General features: G+C 61.5%; 13 protein-coding genes and 1 pseudogene. 4 read left to right on the forward strand and 10 right to left on the reverse strand.

The features are described from left to right. Nucleotides 1-154: 154 nt before the first annotated feature. Nucleotides 155-949 carry a competence protein CoiA gene (locus QFZ88_RS27730; protein ID WP_065996863.1) on the reverse strand — a complete coding sequence of 265 codons (795 nt, stop codon included), beginning with the start codon at nt 947-949 and terminating at the stop codon, nt 155-157. Between the two features lie 11 nt (nt 950-960). On the opposite strand from QFZ88_RS27730, the gene QFZ88_RS27735 reads away from it, so the two are divergent. Next, nucleotides 961-1,203 (forward strand): hypothetical protein, encoded by a 243-nt coding sequence (locus QFZ88_RS27735; RefSeq protein WP_139116435.1) that lies wholly within the window; start codon nt 961-963, stop codon nt 1,201-1,203. A gap of 48 nt (nt 1,204-1,251) precedes the next feature. Here QFZ88_RS27735 and QFZ88_RS27740 read toward each other — a convergent pair whose 3' ends face one another. The 5 genes and pseudogenes from QFZ88_RS27740 to QFZ88_RS27760 form a co-directional block, all read right to left on the reverse strand. After that, nucleotides 1,252-6,348, reverse strand: a complete 5,097-nt coding sequence (locus QFZ88_RS27740) for a lactate dehydrogenase (protein WP_065996861.1) — start codon at nt 6,346-6,348, stop codon at nt 1,252-1,254. Between the two features lie 84 nt (nt 6,349-6,432). Next, nucleotides 6,433-6,831: a DUF3085 domain-containing protein gene (locus QFZ88_RS27745; RefSeq protein WP_065996860.1), complete on the reverse strand. Its 399-nt coding sequence runs from the start codon at nt 6,829-6,831 to the stop codon at nt 6,433-6,435. A gap of 11 nt (nt 6,832-6,842) precedes the next feature. Next, the gene (locus QFZ88_RS27750) at nt 6,843-7,445 is read right to left on the reverse strand and encodes a DUF1419 domain-containing protein (protein ID WP_065996859.1); all 603 of its coding nucleotides are present in this window, start codon (nt 7,443-7,445) and stop codon (nt 6,843-6,845) included. A 72-nt stretch (nt 7,446-7,517) separates the two neighbouring features. Beyond that, nucleotides 7,518-8,543: a DUF3991 and toprim domain-containing protein gene (locus QFZ88_RS27755; protein ID WP_083237636.1), complete on the reverse strand. Its 1,026-nt coding sequence runs from the start codon at nt 8,541-8,543 to the stop codon at nt 7,518-7,520. A 328-nt stretch (nt 8,544-8,871) separates the two neighbouring features. Beyond that, nucleotides 8,872-9,005: pseudogene (locus QFZ88_RS27760) on the reverse strand (UvrD-helicase domain-containing protein); the annotation flags it as partial. A 255-nt stretch (nt 9,006-9,260) separates the two neighbouring features. Here QFZ88_RS27760 and QFZ88_RS27765 point away from each other — a divergent pair. Then, nucleotides 9,261-9,599, forward strand: a complete 339-nt coding sequence (locus QFZ88_RS27765; protein WP_083237635.1) for a helix-turn-helix transcriptional regulator — start codon at nt 9,261-9,263, stop codon at nt 9,597-9,599. Nucleotides 9,600-9,680: 81 nt separating this feature from the next. Here the strand turns inward: QFZ88_RS27765 and QFZ88_RS27770 are convergent, their stop codons facing one another. Both QFZ88_RS27770 and QFZ88_RS27775 read right to left on the reverse strand, forming a co-directional pair. Then, complete coding sequence (locus QFZ88_RS27770; RefSeq protein ID WP_065996854.1) at nt 9,681-10,706, reverse strand: alpha/beta fold hydrolase; 1,026 nt, start codon at nt 10,704-10,706, stop codon at nt 9,681-9,683. Further along, on the reverse strand, nt 10,696-12,309 hold the full coding sequence (locus QFZ88_RS27775; protein WP_065996852.1) for an RcgA family putative transporter: 1,614 nt from the start codon (nt 12,307-12,309) through the stop codon (nt 10,696-10,698). Before QFZ88_RS27775 ends, QFZ88_RS27770 begins: the two co-directional genes overlap by 11 nt. 178 nt (nt 12,310-12,487) lie before the next feature. Between QFZ88_RS27775 and QFZ88_RS27780 the strand changes: the two genes are divergently transcribed. Continuing rightward, complete coding sequence (locus QFZ88_RS27780; RefSeq protein ID WP_139116434.1) at nt 12,488-12,817, forward strand: hypothetical protein; 330 nt, start codon at nt 12,488-12,490, stop codon at nt 12,815-12,817. A 25-nt stretch (nt 12,818-12,842) separates the two neighbouring features. On the opposite strand, the gene QFZ88_RS27785 is transcribed toward QFZ88_RS27780, so the two are convergent. Together QFZ88_RS27785 and QFZ88_RS27790 are read right to left on the reverse strand one after the other, a co-directional pair. Then, nucleotides 12,843-14,213, reverse strand: coding sequence for a hypothetical protein (locus tag QFZ88_RS27785; RefSeq protein WP_065996850.1), 1,371 nt, complete (start codon nt 14,211-14,213; stop codon nt 12,843-12,845). 580 nt (nt 14,214-14,793) lie between these two features. Next, nucleotides 14,794-15,120, reverse strand: coding sequence for a hypothetical protein (locus QFZ88_RS27790; RefSeq protein WP_065996849.1), 327 nt, complete (start codon nt 15,118-15,120; stop codon nt 14,794-14,796). Between the two features lie 326 nt (nt 15,121-15,446). On the opposite strand from QFZ88_RS27790, the gene QFZ88_RS27795 reads away from it, so the two are divergent. Further along, complete coding sequence (locus QFZ88_RS27795; protein ID WP_065996848.1) at nt 15,447-15,647, forward strand: hypothetical protein; 201 nt, start codon at nt 15,447-15,449, stop codon at nt 15,645-15,647. The last annotated feature ends 56 nt before the right edge of the window (nt 15,648-15,703 follow it).

Here is a 15,703-nt window from a genome sequence, read left to right on the forward strand (position 1 = left end):
CCCTGCCCGGCCGGCCAAGCGGGGCTTACAGCCCAGCGCAGGGCGCCGAGCCGGGATCGCGAGCGGCGCGGTTGAGCGCCAGCGTCGGCGGCCCGCCCGATCTGCGAGCGGCTTTTCCCCTCCCCTTCCTCGCCTTTTCTCCTTTGCGACGGTGCTAGAAACGCGGTGTGCGGCGGCGACGCCGCCAGACTGGCCGCAGGCGATGCCGACTGGCCCGGATCATCGCTCGGGCGCGCTCGGCGCGAAACCGTGCATCGAGGGCAGCGACGATCTTCCTGGCGGGCAGGATTTCGGAACGGGTGCGGGTTGCAAGCACAAGGCGTTGCCGGTCCATGGCGACGACCACGGCGCGACCTGCAGCCCGTCCGGGCAGGAGCCCCCACAAAAAGCGATGCTCGACGTCAGAGTTCGGGTGAAGTTGAGCTATGCCGGCGAAGTCGAAGAATACCGGCACGGTGCTATCGAGCCAGTCCCGAGGAAAGTACTCATCGGGAAACGGCGTCGTGAACAGTCCCCGCCACGGAGTGGTCCCGAATGCGCGCCGGTGGTCCGCGAATCTCGGCAGATCGCGCTTCAGGCGTGTTCCATCGACGATCCAAATCATGTTGCCATAGAAGGCTTCGCGCGATTGCCGCTCGACTGGCGAGATGTGCGAATGCTGGAATTCGAGCACGAGACCAGCGTTGGTCCGCACGTCGGCGATGTGCTTCTGGCCTCCTTCGATGACGATAACCTCCTGCCATGACGTGTGGTACTGCTGCTTCCAGCTGCGATGCCACGCTGTCTCGGGCTCCCACCAGGGATCGCAGGAGCGAACGCCCTTGTGTGCCCAGTGGTGAATCCTTTGGCTTCCGCATTTCGCGATCATTGTCTGACCGCAGCCGCAATATATTCCTGAAAGGCCTGGCGCTGCCTCGCGCCTGTGATTGTCGATGAGTGCGTACCGCATGGATTCTCCATATGCGTTGCGGCAACCGCCAGATCGGCGGCAGCCTGATTTTGGTTATTGATGGAAATCTTAGGCAGCGCGGCCAGCGCAGGCTGGTGCGGTTTCTTCTTATCTTCGACGTTACGGAGAACCGTCGCCGGTTATCGGGATGGCTCGAAATAGGTGTCCGGCGCCATCCTTTGCTCGGACAGAGCGAACCTATCGAATACTGCCCGGCGGTCAAGCAGCGTTGCGATAGTCGCGCATTAACGTAGACATGGAAATGGCCGGTCGCGCGAGACGCGACCGGCCATCATGAGCGATCATGCAGCAACTGCGGCAGACTGATGGATACCATCTATGTCCTTCGCCAGCGCCGCCTCGACTTCGGCAAGCTGCCGGCGCTTTTCCGCCAGCTCGCCGGCGAACGCAAACTCACCGCCGTTGCCATGGGCCTCGTAGGAGGCGAGTCGGCGCCGCGCATCGGCCAGGTGCTGGCGATAGCGCTCCTGCTCGTTCTCGAAACCGCCGATCGCGTGCTCGAGGCGCGAAACCGCTCCGAGCGGCGTCACCGTGATCGGCAACTCGATCTCATCCTGGACCCCTGTGCGCAGCAGCAAGGTCGCGTAGCGATATCCATCCCTGCCGGTCCGCTCGCCGGCATATTCGAGATCGAACCCGCCGATCGAGGCTATCACCCTCTCGCCTTCCTGCTGGCGCTGCACCAGAGTCAGGATCTCCTTCATAAGCGCCCGGCCCGCGTCCTTGCGCTCGGGATAGGACTTGCCGCGGACGCTCATAGCGAAAGCGTCGCCACCAGTCGGGACAAGACGCCCGATGTCCTGCCCGACCTCGGCAACGCGGCGCGTGCAGCGTTCGATTTCGCGCTCGGCATCGCGCAGCTGCCGGCGAACGGCGTGCTGGTCGTCGATATGGGCGGCGCGCAGACGCTCCAGCCGGGCGATGTCGGTCTCGAGCCCGGCCTTCTGCATCAGGCGCTGGTCGCCGCTGGCGACGGCCTTGGCCATGGCGAACTGGTTCGCCTGTCCTTCGCCCAAATCCTCCAGCTTACGGATCGACATGTCGCCGGAGAGTGCCGCAGCGATAAACCGGGCCTTGCGCTCGTTGTTTTGCCACATGGTGGCATCGAGGCTCCCTTCCGTGGCATAGGCGAAGATATCGACCTCCTGGTTCTGATTGCCCTGTCGGGCAATGCGGCCTTCCCGCTGCTCGATCTGCGACGGCAGCCAGGGGACGTCGAGATGGTGCAGTGCCTTCAGCCGAAGCTGTGCGTTGACTCCAGTGCCCATGGTTTCGGAGGATCCAATCAGGAACCGCACCTTGCCGGCGCGCGTGTCGCCGAACAGCCGCTGCTTCGCCTCCGACTTCTTGTAGTCCTGCATGAAGGCGATCTCGGAGGCCGGCACGCCGAGGCGAATCAGCTCGTCGCGGATCCAGCGATAGGCCGAGAAACCTCGCGTCTTCTCCACGCTGATCGTGCCGAGATCGGAGAAGATCATCTGCGCAGCGCCCGGAAGCTCGTAGGGCTTGCCGTCGGCACGAACGTAGGTGTCCTCCGCTGTCTCCCGCCAAATGCGGAAGGCGTTGGCGACCAGCCTGTTCAGCTTGTTTTCGGGCTCGTTGTCGTTGTCGGGATCGACAAGGCGCAGGTCGATCGCGGCGTGCCGGCCGTCGGTGATGACGGAGAGCAGGATGTCGTCGCCGGGCTGCGGCGGACGATTGCGATCCTCGATCGCCTTGATGCGCGCCGCCAAAACCAACTGGTAGTTCTTGAAATCTTGCGTCGGCTTCGACGTCACGATCTGGCGCTTACCGGTCGAGATTGCAGGGACCTTCACGTATTGGCGCAAGTCCTCCGGCATCACCACGTCCGCGAAGGACCGGAACATGGCGATCAGCTCGGGCACGTTGACGAAGCTGGCGAAGCGCGAGACGGGCTTGTATTTGCCCGACGGCTGTAGCTCCAGTTCCGTCACCGTTTCGCCGAAGGTCGACGCCCAGGCGTCGAACTCGTGCAAGCCACGCACCATCAGCGCGGCAAAGTCCATAAGCCGCTGCACCGTGAACATCTCGCCGAGCGTATTTGTGATGGGCGTGCCGGAGGCGAGCACGAGCGCCCGGCCGGGGTTCTTTGTTTCGATGAAACGGGACTTCACATAGAGGTCCCAGGCGCGCTGCGAGCCGTTCGGGTCGACACCCTTCAACGTGCTCATGTTGGTGGCGAAGGAGAGCTTTCTGAACTCCTGCGCCTCGTCGACGATGATCTGATCTACGCCGATCTCCGCGATGGTCAGGAGATCGTCCTTGGGCGTGGCAAGCGACTCCAGACGCTCCTGCAGGCCCTCCTTCAAGCGCTCAAGACGCTTGCGCGAGACCCGGTCCTCGTCATCGACGTCGAGAAGAAGCTTCTCGTAAAGCTCCAGCTCGTCCTGAATCATCTGCTGCTCGAAGACGGCCGGCACGCCGATGAACCGGAACGCCGAATGCGTGATGATGATCGCGTCCCAGTTCGCCGTGGCCGCACGCGACAGGAACCGGGCGCGCTTCTCCTTGGTGAAATTGGTCTCGTCGGCAACGAGGATCCGCGCCATCGGATAGAGCGCCAGGAATTCGCGTGCGACCTGAGCGAGGCAATGGCCGGGCACGGTCACCATCGCCTTGTTGATGAGGCCGAGCCGTCGCTGCTCCATGATGGCGGCGGAATAGGTCATCGTCTTGCCGGCGCCGACGGCGTGGGCGAGATATGTCGAGCCCGAAGCGATGATCCTCCAGATGCCGCGCTTCTGGTGCGGATAGAGCGTGAACGCTCCGCTGGCGCCCGGCAGTTGAAGGTGCGAACCGTCAAACTTGCGTGGCGCGATATTGTTGAAGCGGTCGTTGTAGACGCGCGCCAGCCGGTCGGTCCGATCCGCGTCGGACCATATCCAGCGCTGGAAGGCGTCCTTGATCTTCTGGAGTTTTTCCTTCGCCCCCTCGGTGTCGACCACGTTGAGGACGCGGCGCTCCTTGCCGTTCTCCTGGACCGTGTCGAAGATCTGCGGCACGCGGCTGTTGAGCGCATCGGTCAGCAACTCGCCGGCGTGCCGGCGATTGGTACCCCACTCGGACGTGCCGGCCGCGAGATAGGCGAGCTGACCGGCCCGTACCGTCCACGACGCCAGTTCCGGCATGTGGTGGATCTTGATGTCGGCGCCCATCGTCTCCTTGACAAAGGCGACGACGTCGGCGGCAGGAATCCACGGTGCGCCAAGACGGGCGGTGATGTCGGAGGGCCGAAGATCGACCGGCTGCACGGCCTGAAGGGCCGCAACGTTGCGTTCGTAGGCGGGATCGAGCGCGGCGGCCGCCTCCGCCGCCTGCAGCTTGTCACGGACAGGCCCGGACAGATAGGCATCGGCCATCTGCCACGAGCCCTCGGCGGGGTCGCGGAAAATGGCGCTGCCCAGTTCTGCCACGACGTCGTCCGGATCGCGGTGCAGAAGCTCCGCGATATGGTCGAGGTCGACGCGGCCGCGTTCGTTCAGCACGACAACCAGCGCATCGGCCGCACTTGCGATCACCGGCGGGGCCGGCGGCGAGATCACGCGCTCGGAGAAGATCGGTCCGGGCCTCGCCGTATCGTTCTCTAGATCGTAGTCTTCTATTGCAGCTACGAGCCAGCAATCGGGATCGTCGAGGAACGGCGCGAGGTTGGGGCGGCGGTGCGTCTCGCGCACCTCGCCGGTCTCGTCATCTTCAGCGATCGAGACGGTGGTGTGGTTGATCGGGCCGAAATCGCGCACGAAGCTCGACCAGGCGATGCGCAACTTGACCTGAAGCTCTTTCCAGGGCTGGTCGAGCTCCTGGGCCTTCAGCACCTCGCGCACGGCATTGCGAACGGGGATCAGCTTCTGGACGATGCGGACATGCTTCTCCGGCATGCCCTCGGCGCTGCGACCCTTGCGAACCTTCACAGCAGCAGGTTCGCCGTCGATGAACTGCATCAGGCCCTTGGCATTGTCGACGAAGAAGCTGCCCTCACGGACATGGCGTTCGGTAGGAAGATCGATCGGCGCGTTGTCGACCGCATCCTCCAGACCGAAATCGATCTCGGTGGGCTCGCCGTCATAGCGGTGTTCCGGGAGCAGGGAGATGGCCACGTCGAGCGCGGCCGCCAGGTCCTCGCCCTTCCGCGGCAGGCATGTGTAGGTCTCGCCGAACGGACCCGAGGTCAGTGCGTGCGTGCCAAGCACGAAATCCGGATGGCGGGCGAACCAACGGTTGGTCCGGATCGCGCCCTCGTCCTCTGTCGCCGGCCGGACCTCCTCGACGTCGAGCCAGGACTGGTTGCCTTCCGGCTCGCCGATCTTGCGCTTGCGGAAGAAGAGGATGTCGACGACCACGTCCGTGCCGGCGTCGGCGCGGAAACTACCCTCGGGCAGGCGAATGGCGGCGATCAGGTCGGCCGACTTCGCGATATGCTCGCGCGCCGCACAATCTGCCTTGTCCATGGTTCCGGAGCTGGTGACGAAGGCGGCAAACGCTCCCGGCTTCAACAGGTCTATCGCTCGCGCGATGAAATAGTCGTGCAGACGAAGACCGAGTGAGCGGTATGCCCGGTCCGACCGCACGGTGCGGTCGGAGAAGGGTGGATTGCCGATGGCGAGGTCGAAGCTCGTCGGCAGCTCGGTACGAGCGAAATCACCAGTGAGGACCCTTGCCCACGGCTGTAACAGACGGGCGATGCGCGCTGTGACGGGATCGAGTTCGATGCCGGTGACGTGGGAGACATCGCGCAGGCCTTCGGGCATCAGCGCCGCGAACAGTCCCGTGCCGATTCCCGGCTCCAGCACGCGACCGCCCCGCCATCCCATACGCTGGAGGCCGGACCAGATCGCCCGCACGATGAACGCGGGCGTGAAATGGGCATATTGCGTGCAGCGCGCGAGCGAAGCGTAGTCGGTCTCGCCGACGGCGTCCTCAAGCGCCGAGCCGATCTCGTCCCAGCCCTTGCGGAACTCGATCTCGCCGGGTCGCCGGAAGACGTGGTTCGCAAGGTCGGATGCGCCGAAGCCGATAAAGCGGATCAGCGTCTCCTGCTCCTCACGCGTGGCAGGCCGCTCGGCCGCCTCGATCTCGGCGGCAAGGCGGATAGCGGCGATATTGTCTCGAGCCCGCTCCTTCCAGCCACGCGCCAGCCCGCGATCTCCGCCAAGATAGAAGTTCGATCCACGGGACCGGGAGACTGACGGCTCCGGCTTCGCGGCTTTCGGTTCCGGCACAGCCGGCGCCGGTGTCGAGGGATCGGGATCGTCGTCGGGATCGAAGTCGCCCGCGAAGGCGGTGACGCCAAGCCCGAGGCCGGACGATAGCGCGGTGTTGCCGAAGAGGTCGATGGTGAAAGGATCGTCATTAGACATCGGGATTTCTCCTGTGATGAAGGCGCACGCGATCGACCGGCCAGGCAGGCTGGCCGCTCGATGGTTGCCGCGGTTGAAGGGGAATCAGCGAGTAATCAGCGAGAACACGATTTCGTCCTCGGTGAGATCCATGTTGATATGCGTGGCGCGACGATTGCGGTCGAAGAGCGGGATCAGCTGTTCGGCTGCGATGAATTCGACGCCGTCATCGCCGCCGAAATGGCGACGCTTGTAGTGCCACCAGTCGCGGTTGCCGACCGGGTGGCATTGCTCGGAATAGAGGACGAGGGCACGCTCGCCCTCGGCGAGCTTGCCATTGGACATGATGTAGACGCCCTCGTCGCCTACCAGCCAGAGACCGGGTTTCTCGCCTTCGCCGGGCCTGGTTCCGTAGTATGGATTGCGAAAACCGCCGTTGGCCTTGGCGTCGGCAATGCCGCGTTCGATGACCTTGCGAACCGCAAGGATGGGGAATGTGAACATCGTCCCCTCCATCACGCTGCAATCGCGTGAGGGAGGTGGCGCAGATGCACCGGCAGCTTGGACGCGACCTCGTCATCCGTGAGTTGGTCTAGCAGTTTGAAGGGATGGGCTTGACCAGAGAGATAGACGATGACGACGCGCTTCCCTCGCAGGGTGATCGGAAAGCGCCAGTCTGCGTAGCCGCGATAGTCGTCGTGAGTGCTCGACCAGATGTGCTCGATGCGCTCCTCGCGCGTCATCGCCCGAACCGGCCGCGACTCGCGCTCGACGATGATATCGCGCATCAGGTCGGGCGAGCGCCTGTCGTTCAGGTCGCAATAGCCGTGGAAATACCGGATGCGGTCATCGACCCTCAACGTGAAGAAGACGCTCGTCACATTGCCGGTCAGGAACTCCCGCATCGCGAACATGCCGTAGCGCATCCAGAGCGGCGGCAGGAGCTCGAACATGTAGTTGTGATCGGCCTGCGAAACCTCGAACCACTCGCCCCGGTAAAGGGGGGCTGCGTCATCCTCGAAGCGGCTCGGTCGCTGTGCATGGCGATCGAACATGCGGAACATCTGCCGGCGATCGGCGATGCCCTGATAGATCTTGCGGATCGGAGAAGAGGTCATGTGCGGGCTCCTTTGGCCTCGTCGGGCCGGAGCGCGGCTCATCCTCTCTGGATGTCCATCCTCTTCGGCCCTTCAGACCCCTCCCCCGCGGCCGCCTCTCCGCCCGGCCGGGTGAAGGGCCGGCGCAGCCGGGCGAAGCTTTACCCTTGACGCGGCCGGCGGGCATGCGGCAGCCGAGTTTCCTCTCCTCCTTTCTTCTTCACCCTCCACCCTCGCCTTCAGGTCGGCGTTCCAGTCGACAATGCGTGGCCGAAGACGGACGAAGCCGCATCCCATCTTCATCGACGCATCTTCCAGGCGGTCTGCATATCGGTCCCCTTGGGCGTTGTCGTCGGTGGCGGCGACCAAGAGCGTGTTGTCACGCGCCGCGAGCCTGCGGATTGCTTCGTCGGTTGCCGGCGACCAGCCGCCGCCGGTGCTGAGATACAGGCTGTCTGCGCGCTCGTATTCGAGCGCGGCGAGGCTCATGGCGTCGATGGCCGCTTCGGTAACGCAAAGACGAAGGGCGTGGACCGGGCCGAACTGGAAGAGGACCTTCGCGCCTCCTGTCGAGAAGCCGCGCCACTCGGGGCCGCGCTCCTCCCAGCCTGTGATGCGTCCACAGCAATCCCGGTGTGCCGCCCACATGCTGCCGCGCGGACCCTCGCGGAGCACGTCATTTCGGATTGCGGTGCGGATGATGGCATCGGGCAGGACCCGTTCGCCGTGAAGATAGCACCAGGTCATCGATCCGGGCCACGGCTTGCGGCGCCTCGTCCATCGGTCGGGAATCGGGGCGGCCGGCTCTATCTTGCGCAGTGGTCGCGACCAATCCGGATCCTGGGGGACAAAGCCGATAAGCGAAGCGACGCGTTCTAGAACTTCAACGAAGGGAACGCGGTCGAGATGTTCGACCAGGCTGAAAACATCGCCCTTGGCGTCCGACAGCGGATCGAACCATCCCCGGCCCCCGTGGATCACTATGACGATCTCGCGGTCGCGGCGGTATTTGACGGCTCTGCGCGTGCTTTCCTTCAAGTCGATGGCGAAACCAGCCTTTTCCAGCACGGCCGCGCACGGCACCTGGTCACGCAATTCTATCAGTTCATTCTTTTCCATAGCTTTGCCGGCCCGCACTTGCGGCCGCCTTTCCTTCTTTTCCTTTCCCCGCACCTCGCGGAGCCCCTTCCGGACGCCGCGAAGAGCAAAGGGGGCAAGGGCGCGGCTGGCACCAGCTGAGGAGAGTATGAGCGCGCACCGGCCGATCCGTGCCAGCCGCGGCGCAGCTTCCCTTGCCGCCGCAGCTCGCAAGCGGCACCGCCGGAAGGAAAAGGGCCGCCTCAATGAGCCGGCCCGCCGTCGAAGCGATTCCCTCCGCGAGGGTCTTGACCTCGTCGACATCGATCTCCGCGCTCGGCAGGATGCCGAACTCGGTGTCCGTCTGGTCGCCAAGCACCTTGGCAGCGATACGCTCGACACGGCGCGTCATCTCGAGGCGGCCCGGCGTGAGAGGGTCATGAGCAGGCTGCGTCGGGGATCGGCACCCTTCACGATCAGGTGCGCAACACGGTGCGCCAGCGTAGGCGGGGCTTGCCCACCGCGATAGGGGCAGTCCAAATGTAACCCGAGGGCGTCCGTGAAACTGGCACTATTCGGCCCGAACTCTTGCGAGCGCCATCGCGAGCGCGTGTCACGTCTTGGTTGGCAAAACCTCTATTTTCACCGACTTCGAACGACCAGAAGACGCGTTTCCACTTTGGGGATTTGTCTCCAAAGGACTTACATCGAATAGCGGTTCGAGGCATAACGCCCAGGGATACTAGAAGGTGAGTTTTGATGCCGCAGCATCCAAAAGCTGGAAAGCACGCGGCCGGATTGGCGCCGGATTGGGACGATGCCGAGCGTCTGCACAAGCGTTTGAGCAATGCGCTTATCCGGATTCGCGATGTATACGGCCTGACCAGCAAGGAAATGGCAGAACGTCTTGATGTGACCGAAAGCTATATGTCCCAGGTATTCAATGGACGCCGTGACGTTCGTCTGTCGATGCTGAACCGGATTTCGAAGGCGTTCGACATTGAAGCATTCGAACTGCTGGAAGATAAATGGGGCGAGGCGAAGTTGCGGCGGCGGCGAAGGAAAACGACCCGGCCACGCACAGCCGCTACCGAATAGGGGCACAGTCTTTGTATGTCGCCGCATGTGAACAGCACGGAGACCCGAGACCTTGCTGATGATCCGAGCAGCTTACGCCGGTCATCTTAGCGGGGTCGGCCGATCAGTTCTCGAAAGAAACCGCTTCAGGCTTAAACCCGCCAACAAAACGTAGGGCGGCATTGCCAGCGAATAGTGGCCGCAGTTCAACTCAAGAACGTTGGGTCTGGCGCCGGTGTCCTTCAGCTTCCGCATGAAGCTTGCCGACAGTTCCGGCAAAACCACCTTGTCTCTCTTGGCCAATACGACGTGCAGGGCAAGATCCGTCCGTGCCAGACGATGAACATAGTTCTCCAGATTAAGCGGACCCCATGCCCGCCTGAGATCAGTCAGATCGATCTCAGGTTCAAGGCTATGGCGTATCGCTCGCGTTGCGCGACCTGTCCAAACCATATCGGCCAGGCTTCCCGCCGTCAGAAACAACGAAGCTCTCGACACGGCCAGGTCATGCGCCGCGACCAATCCAGCGACCCAGGAACCCAGGCTCATACCGAGAACTGAAATGTCCCTATAGCCTTCGCGCTTCAACCAGCGAATGAGCTTTCGGCCGTCCAATACGGCCTGCCTCATGGATTGGATCGTTCGACCAAGGTTGGCGCTGAGCATATAGTCCGCATGCGAGGAATCGAGACGGCTGCGCTGGAAATGATAGGGCATTGCGAGCTCGACAACCGTGATGCCGCGTTTGGAGAAAAAGCTGGCAATCTGGCGATTCCAGGAGCTCGCATTCCAATGATGAAAAATCACCAACGCCTGATCGCACGATCCGCTGTCGGTGATTTTTGCCCAGACCACATCGTTTTCTTCGACGTCAGTCGAAATGTCCGATGGAAATTTGAGCCATTCGCCCTGTCTTTCAAAACCCTGGCCGTTGCCGCCCGTCTCATTGAAAAAGGCTGGGTCGGCCACGGCTTGGTCGGCCAGGACACAAAACTCCTCGATAGTTCCTGCCTGCTTTTCGCCTGGGAAGGCGCGATCGGCGTCGAGGATGAAAGCGGTTGCCTTCTTCCCTTCCTCACCGCGACGTGCCCGCCGTTCGTCCCAGCGATCAAGCCATCTATGATACACTTTGATCGTTTCCCAACTTACTCGCGCTCCCTTGGCCGAACCCCGGGTCGACCAGGCCGTATGTTGCGAGCAGCACTCCAACGCCGAGGAGGATCGAGAAGCCTGAAAATGTATCGAGCAACAAGTAGCTGGCAACGAGCAGTGTCACGACCGCCGACATCTTCCACAAAGGGACTTGGGATTGACGTCCGACGCCCAAACGGATCGCGCCATGCAGAAAAACGACACAGGCCGAAATTGCGATGAGAAGACTGCTGAAATGCGTCGGCAATCTATAGCTGAATCTGTTGCCCGCATGAGCGCGCTCATACACGGCCGACGATAGATCGCCGACCAACCAGGTTACGATATTCGTTCCGTCGGATGCGAGGTACGAGCTTTGAAGCTTCATGACCGTGGCGATCAGGACGCCCAAAATTGTGCACCGGAACACCCACCGCATCACTCTGAAGCCGGCTTCATCTAGATCTGGATCACGTTGGATGTCCGATCGAAATTTCGATGCCTCGCGAATTTTCCGCAGGTCGTCGATGACCGAATAGAGCAAAATGAGACCAGCGAAGAACAGATAGAAGCACAGGCACATATATACGTAGGCGACCCCTGTGAACGCGATCTCCGTCGGCACCGATATGGCCTCCGGGCGTATGATCGCCAACTTTCCCCAGTCTATAGCATAGTTGCCGCCGCCTTTGATCAACGGGATCAGACACACGCCGATCCACTGGAAAAGTCCGGCGAACAACACACAGATCAGAAAAACCGCCCAGAAAGAATAAGATGACGCGTCTATGACGGCTTCCCAAGTATGGAAGCTTTCACCCAGATTGCCGGATCCTACAAGCTTTGGTCGCTCTTCGTATTTCCACGAGGTCACGAGTTCAGACACGAAGGCCAGGAAGAGAGGCAGGAACACCATGAACACGAACGTCCAGTTCGCGGCCCACAGGAATCCAACTTGCTTAACGATGCCGTCCGCACGCGCATATTTCACGTTGTGAATGCCGAGCATAAACGACAAAAATCCAAGTGCGGAGATGCCTGCGAACACCGAGGCTGGCAGATTCAAGGGGGAGCCGTGGCTAAAAAGCGCTTCCGATCTCCTCGCTAGACTAAGACGTCTGGTCGCTTCCGCTGCGTCCGTATCCCGTGCCAGTTCCGCCCGGGGCTCTGTCGCGGCTGCGGAAGTGCTGAAAGGCGCTGGATTTGGACCCGGGAGCGCATCATCGATTCCCGTTCTCTTCGATTCGCGCCGCTTGGCCGTCAGTCGCGATTGCGCGGCACTGAGCGCCACCTGCCATTCCCCAGTTGCGATTGGATCATCGCACCCGAAAACCCTTGCCAACCAACGAATGTTAGCGGCGCTAATCCCTTTGTCGTTCTCCTGAAACCAAAGCTGTACTGTCCGCAGGTCGACTCCAATCCGGTTGGAATCAATCTGTGAGATCGCCTCGGCAAGAAGTTCGGGCGTCCATGGTCCGGCGGGAAAACCATCTGCGCCCATTGGCCGTCCAGCGCCCGCCGCAGCAAATCGCCTGAACAGCTCTTTGAAATCACTCCCCTCAGGTGGCGATGGGAGAAAATATTTTCCGTTTTTTATCAAACTCTTACAGGCGATGGGTTCGTATCGCTTCGCTTGTCTTCGTATCGTATCGTGCCCTCGTCCCCAATCAAAGTTTCTATCAGTTCGATTTTGCCCTGCATAGGAGCGGACCAGGGCGATCGGCAGGAGAGAGCAGGGCGTCGGGGGCCAAACACGCTGTGACCGAAGGACGCCAATCATGCGACTCGAAACTACTTGCCCGAATTCATCAGAGAATGCAGATGGAGGCGTTTTCGCAGCAATATCCGTCCATCGCCGCAAAATGCGTGACCTGGTGAATTTTACTCGCGACTGCGACAACAATTTCCACACCGACCAATTCTCCGCGAGACAAATGGAACGTTTGTCGCGAGACGAGCAACTGGCTTTGAGCGCAGTCGCAGAGATGGCCGTCGCGTCAGCCGACGATCGTCGGGCAAAGGCGGTGTATCTGGCCGAACTGATCGACGCTGATCCTGAGTGCATGAGGCCCGATGATCTTGTGGCCGCATTGCTGTCGTTGGCGTGAACATGGCAACGTCTCTCGGGCCAGTTCAGCCGTTGACGAAACGAAGTCGCCTATGCGCCGCGTGGGCCAGCACCCATCGCTGCAGGTCCTCGCCGAGGGCTTGTGCGTTGGCCGGCCGGATGTCAACGGGATGGATCTCATAAGTCGGGCCGATTTCCTTCATCCGCGGCAATGTCCTTGCCTTGGCGGCGCGATATTGTTCGGTGTCCATGCCCATGGCTTCGATGACAAGGTGCATCGGCCGGTGGTCCGCAAACACTGTTTCAAGCACGAAATCCGGTCGGCATAAGCCTTTCGGGGTCGCGATGGCGAACAGCGGCCTTCTAATTGTGATCCGCAGTCGCGGCGCAGCTTCAAAAAGCGATGTCTGCAGCCAGATCAGCAAATTCGTTACGTCGCGTTCGAATCCCGATTCGACAGGGTAAAGCGTCTCGCCATTGAACACGGGCTGCGCATAGGCCTGCACGGCACGTAGATCGCCATCGTCATCATCGCCGAAGTCAGCGTTTGCGATCACGAGATACGGCCCGCGGTGTCGGGGATCCCCGCGCAGCGGCTGCCGCACCCGAGATAGGACCTCGATCGGCGTCGACGTCGCGGCGGGATAGATAGACGTTTGGGTGACGCTCGTCGAAAACAGGATCATGAAACCGGTCCGACGCTGGTTCGGCGCCCAATCCGGCCGTGACTTGCGCAGCAAACGCTGAAACCGCGAGTTCTTGTCGCCGTAGTCACCAGCCCAGATCGTCGACAAGGCCCCGAAGCGCCAGGTACGTGTGACGCGCATTTTAGCGCCGGCGTTGCGCAGGGCCTCGAGCTGACTTTTCAGTTGGTATTGCGGGGGCCAATCCTGAAGCGGCCTGAGAACATTGATGCCGGCGCTGTCCATAAGCCTCCAAAGCACAATAGAAAGCCTGGAAGGGCGGTCGTTTCGTTCGCGGTCAGGATCGGGCGGATTAGGATCTGGATCCGCGAGTTGAGTCGGAATAGCCGGGAGCGCATCGACATAGGTGGTCTCGCGGCGCGGCACCGGCCGCAGATTGAAGGCGCGATCGTGAGCAGGCGGGTCGAAGGCTCGATCGACATGGAACGGGCAATCGTCAGCATGGTTCGGCCGATCTATGCGAGTATGGGGATCTCCGTCGGCCGGGGAGAGCCGGCGCAAGGTAAACGTCCGTTCCTGTTGCTGGGGGGCGAGCAGTGGCTTATGCGCACCGCCGATGCAATCGCATTCAATCCAGCCGTCGCGGAGCTTCGCCTGGCGAATGACTGCGAGGGCGATTGCGTCCTGCTCGCTGGATGACGAATGCGCGTACCATGACCGCAAGGCCTCGGCTTCCTCCGTGGAAATCACGTCGACGGGGTAGTCAGGCCTACCTCTGAGGACGATCCTCATGGCGGATCAACATAGCTGAGCTGAGCAACCGCTGCACGTGTCGGCTGAGGCGATGTGCCCCACGGGTTACGCCCGTGCGCCAAGAACGCCTGTATAGCGCACAAGTTACCCTGCGGGCTTACAGACGGTCGCGCTTTGAACTGTCTTTCTTGCCGCAAGCGGTTCTCCCGAGCGATGCCTGGGCTGGCCTACGGGAACGAAAATTCGCTTTCCGCTGACCACGCCAACGTAACGTTCTTGATCTCTAAAATGATACTCTCGTATAATTTGGTCCACGTCCAGTATGTCCCTGCCCCTCCGAGAAAGGGCAGGCTTGCGTGATCTGGCTTGCTCATTCCGGTACCGCGGTCGACTACTATCCCGGCCCGAGACGCCTGGTGAGTTCTTCAAGGGATTCGAGTGGACGACAGACAATCGTCCCCCCTTTGACCTTGCCTTTAAGTGCAATCGTCACATTCATACCAATTGCATCGGCAAGCCGCTATTCCAGCAAGAGCAAGTCGGCATCGTTCTCCGAAGCAGCTGGACGCGATACCGATGGCCTCTCGACCGCAGGCGTCCGCGCGAGGGCTTCTGCCTGTCACACGGACAGACCGTTCTCGACGATGTGACGCGCAACCTCAGCGGGGTCATAGGAGGTAACCAGCGTGCGGGCGCGCCCTGCGGACAAGGCCCCGCTGACCAACATATCGTGAACCACGTCCGGTAGCTTCAGAAGTTTCAAGGTGTTGGTGACGTGGCTCCACCTTCTGCGGATGACTTGCGCCCGGGCCAGCGTGTCAAGCGAAGCCAATGCGGCTCCGGCCTGGAAAGCGGCGTCGCTCGGCCCACCGCCGGCGGCCAGCACCCAGGAGGAGACGGTCGGCGGCACGGACGGAGTGGTGGTTGCGCGATCGAGAAGAATCATGGTTTCGAGCGTAAGATGCTGGTGTGCTTTGCGCCATCAATTTCGACCAAAAACGCACAGCTTGTCGACAACTCAAAACGAACGATAATCTTGTGTTCGATGACGCTCTCGGAGTCTCGTGGACTCGACAATTCGAGCCGGGAGATCGGAAATTGTGTCGGCCCCGCACGCGCAGCACCCGCCTCTATTCCAACCGAACAGCCCCCAACCAGCCTGTGGCGTGATAGCTACCATTTAATGCAAAAGCCTTCGTTACGGTTAACGGGTCCTTTCCAAGCCGCTGGCACGAGATCTAGGGTGAGCTGCGGCCGACATGAGGATCAACGATGGCATCGAACTTTGCACACGCGCGCGAACTCCTCGCCAAGGCCAAACTGGAGCTGTCTGGCGATGACGAAACGAGCTGGAAATCGCGCCGCGCGATCGATCTCCTCATCGGCGCCATTATGACCGAGGAATATGCGAGCCCTCGTCCGCCGGCGGAGATCATCTCATTTGAACTAGCGGCCCGGCAACGGCAGGGGTGACTTTTTTGTCCAGGAAACCATTGCCTCATCGCGCGAGCAGCCCAACTCTCCGAACC

Source organism: Mesorhizobium sp. YL-MeA3-2017, from assembly GCF_030814575.1.
Classification (GTDB): Bacteria; Pseudomonadota; Alphaproteobacteria; order Rhizobiales; family Rhizobiaceae; genus Mesorhizobium; species Mesorhizobium terrae.